Raw genomic sequence first — 3,788 nt, forward strand, 5'->3', positions numbered from 1 at the left:
ACCTCGTTTTCGACCCGAGAGCAAACAAATGAAGGTATCAACATGATCGATCGTAGACGCCGTCGAGATCGATGACGCGGGCTTCGACAAGCCCACATAGTTCGAGCAGGTGATGCCAATCGCGACCGTTTCGCGCGAGCCTCGACGCATCGAAGCATAGAACGGCGCCGACCTTGCCGGCGCACAGCCATGCGACCAAGCGGTCGAAGCCGGGGCGTGCCACCGTCCCGCTTGCCGAGCGGCCGACATCATCATCGATGATTTCAACATCGACGAAACCCCGTTGGCGGGCGACATCGACCAGATCATATTGGCGCCGCTTGCTCTCCAGGTTGGTCATAACCTGGGATTGCGTCGACTGGCGCACATGCACGACAGCCTTCCTCTTGAGAACGACCGCCGGAATCACCTCAGCGCTGGTCATCTTCAAGCTCCTCGACGCTGAGGCCGGCCGCCTGCATGAGGATTTGAGCCAGCACCGAGATGATCTTGTTCCGCTCGGCGGAGGCCACCCCTTCCAGCCGGCTGTTGTCGAATAAGAAGTTGATCTAACGGCTCGGCGCCGCCGCCGGCAATCTGAGAGACTTCATTGCCTTCCTCCCGAACGATTGCGATATCGTTCCGGGAGTGTGCGGGGTTGGCCGTACCAATCAATAGCCGCTCCAACTCGACGAGTGCGGCCAGATCGACGCGCGGTGCGCCGATTGTCATTCCGGCGCAAATCACAGGATCGAGCATCCAACCAGCGATCGATACCACGATGCCTGCCGGCCCTTGTACGCTAAGAAATTGGCCGGTCGCTCGCTGCTCGATGCGACGCACGAAGACCTTGCGACCGAAATATGGATGATACCGGTAGTGGACTTCCAATTCATGCCGGACATGGGCAGAATGAACGGGCAACAACGCGGTCCGGGAGCTCGTGCCACGCTGTGCGTGTCGGAAGCACATACAAAACGCATGACGACCCGCCGGTCGTCCACCCGCGCGACCGCGTGACTTGTCGGCAGCACGGTCATGATCAAAGCCCGTTCTCCGCGGCTTCGGGTGCGCATCATGTCACCCTCAAATCTGTGCGGATTGAATCACTGCTCGCGACCTGTCCGGATTTATTTCGGAGTACAGAAGCTGACGAGGCTGCAGGGTTTGCGGAATGTGCCGCTAGGAAGAGCGGCTGTATCGCTGCGACGAGGCGCTCATGAGCCATTACGATCTCGATGCGCGAAGCGTCCCAGTTGATAGCGCTCGAATAAGCGCCCCAAGGCTCGCTGACGGCCAATACTTGTTGGTGGTTGATGGGCGGCGCCTCGCCCATTGAGGCGGCAGGAGATCACCAAGATGCGAGGTTCGCCATCCTGAAACGCGCATGCAACCCGCAGCCTCGCCGCGACGGCGCCAGAAAGGGCTTGAAGTCGACGTAGCGTCAGGTTGTACAGTCTGAATCATACATGCGGCCATCGGCCCAGAAGCGTCATGATCACAAGGAGAGGCTTCGATGTCTCGATGTCAAAGATGCGTGAGAGGCTGTGGCTGTGCAGGCCCATCTCGAAATCGGCCCGTAGCGAATGTCGGAGCGACAAATTGAAGAATTGAAACTGCAGCAGGACGTGCAGTTCGAGATCATCGGGCCGCCTTCCCATAGGCAATGGACGGCTCCGAGTTAAATCCCGATGCGCCGCGTGCGGCGTTTTCCTAGGAGGGGCGCCAACGCTGTTGCTTCTCGGTGGAGCAAATATCTGTCTTTCGCGGTCTCCGCGATTGTTCCGGACGCGGAACCGCAAAGTGAATCCAGGCCTCTTGATGAGTGGGGAACGTCGCATGGTTGCGCTTTTGGCGCGCAGTCCTACTGCCGGAGCGACCTGCGAGTCTTCTGCGGAAGCTAAGGCTGGGGCTGGCGTGAGTATTGCGCGAAGTCGGAGGGGCGCGGACGAGCGTCCTCTTGTTCTGGTTGCCGATCTTGGCAATTGGCTTTCTGAAGCTGGAGTCTTTGTGGTCAGTGCACCCGAGTTTGGCTCTGGGGCAGCTATGAAGAGTTATTTCATCTAGGGAGAGTGGTATGGAACCGGGCTATAACGATTCGAACTATTGGATGCGTTGGTACGCTGAGCAGCAAGAGCTGCAGCGTGCGCGGCAAGAGTTGGAAAGCGTGCCTGCGGATCAAGCTAGCTTTGAGCAGCAGGTGAGCGAGCTGCAACTCGGCTCCCCTGAGGAGAGTTCGCCTGAGCTTAGTTCGCCCGACACTCCAACAGCGGGGGCGCATGGAACTGTCCAGCGTACTGATGTTGGCACGCGGTACAGCGTCGATGTGCCGCGCGCTCATCTTGGCTTGGCTGCAAACGATTCTCCGTCTGACTTGCGGGGCAGGCCATTCAGCAGCATGCGCTACACAGCGCCGTCGGAAGCGCAGCCTGCGGCGCGGACGAAGGACAACAAGCCCCGTGGACTGTTCTCCCGGGTCAAATCAGGGCTCGGCAAAGTCTTTGGAGGAAGCCGTCGGGAAAAGTCGTCCGGCGGCTCGGCCTCCGACGCGGTCTATTCAGAGCTTCGCATGGATTTCGCGAAGCGCAGTCGCCCGTCCGAGGCGGACCTGGGCCTCATTGAAGAGTTCAAGGTGGCATTGGCCGGCGAGAACCGTAGGCCTAAGACCATTAACAACTACGTGAACGCTCTCAGCATGTTTAGCGAATTCCTTCAACCCAAAGGCGTGACGCTGAAAGACCTGCTTGGCGACGCTGATCTGCTGACAGCCTATAAGGATGACTTTATGAAAGTGGCGAGCGCCAATAGCAGGAATTATTTGGGGGGAGCATTGGACACACTCCAGCGTTTCCGGGCCGGAAATCCCATATCCGCCCCCGCGTGGGTGGATGCGCAAGAGCAACCGATGCATCCCCAAGACGAGCGGATCATCCGCCAGTTCGCGGAAGAGGTCAAATCGTACAGGGTTGTTCCCGATGGTAGCAGAGGTCGAGGGACCGGAAGGGTTCCCGCCGCTACCATCAAGTCCAATGCGCAGGCTCTTAAGGCGTTTGCTCGTTGGCTCCGAGCGGAGAATAAGGGGCCGCTGACTACTCGCGCGTTTAACGAACCAAGGTCGCTAGCCGCCGACATCGAGGAGTACACCGCAGCTGGTGGCGACGATCGTGACCGTCTCGACGCGGCACTGTCTCATCTCCGGAGGCTCGGGGCTGACGGGCTCCAAGCAGTCGGTGCCGGAGCCCGCCTGATGGGGCGCGAGTTATTGTCCGCTCATCCCGAGGACGTCCCCACCATCGATGGCTTTCAAAACGAAGCCCTGGGCAAGCTTGGATCCGACGCGACTCTCAAAGAGAAAGCCGCCGTCTCAAGCATGACTTCCAGGCTACGTAATTTTAGTGATTGGCTCCAAAGGGAGAACAAGGGGGATATAATGAGCCGAATCAACGGCAGTGCTCAGCAGCAAGCGTCGTTGAACGAAGATCATGCGGCCTTCATCAAAGCCAAAAAACGATCAGCCCCACTCGATCAGCTTCGGCAGTACCTAGGCCTCGAGCCCCAAAACGTTCTTCGTCCTTATGACGACGACACCATCGTCATCGATGGCCTGGCGAACGAAGAGCTAAGCAAGCTCGGATCCGACCCGACTTCCCAATCGAGAAGGAAAACTGTCCGGAATACTGCTTCGGCGCAACGTAAGTTCAGTGATTGGCTCCGAACCACGGGTAGAGAGAGCATAGCGAGTCGAATCAACGGTAATGATCAGCAGCAACTGTCGTTGAACGTAGATTACCGGGACTTCACGACAGCCG

Annotated in this window: 1 protein-coding gene and 2 pseudogenes; 1 reads left to right on the forward strand and 2 read right to left on the reverse strand. The window is 58.6% G+C overall.

The features are described 5' to 3' along the window. Window positions 1-49: 49 nt before the first annotated feature. Both CQ13_RS08400 and CQ13_RS40715 read right to left on the reverse strand, forming a co-directional pair. A pseudogene (locus CQ13_RS08400) lies at window positions 50-424 on the reverse strand (recombinase family protein); the annotation flags it as partial. Between the two features lie 2 nt (window positions 425-426). After that, a complete protein-coding gene (locus tag CQ13_RS40715) occupies window positions 427-903 on the reverse strand; it encodes a hypothetical protein (protein ID WP_197427281.1) in 477 nt (158 codons plus the stop codon). A gap of 1,153 nt (window positions 904-2,056) precedes the next feature. On the opposite strand from CQ13_RS40715, the pseudogene CQ13_RS08415 reads away from it, so the two are divergent. Beyond that, window positions 2,057-3,788: pseudogene (locus CQ13_RS08415) on the forward strand (phage integrase SAM-like domain-containing protein); the annotation flags it as partial.

This window comes from Bradyrhizobium retamae, from assembly GCF_001440415.1.
In the GTDB taxonomy this organism is placed as follows: domain Bacteria; phylum Pseudomonadota; class Alphaproteobacteria; order Rhizobiales; family Xanthobacteraceae; genus Bradyrhizobium; species Bradyrhizobium retamae.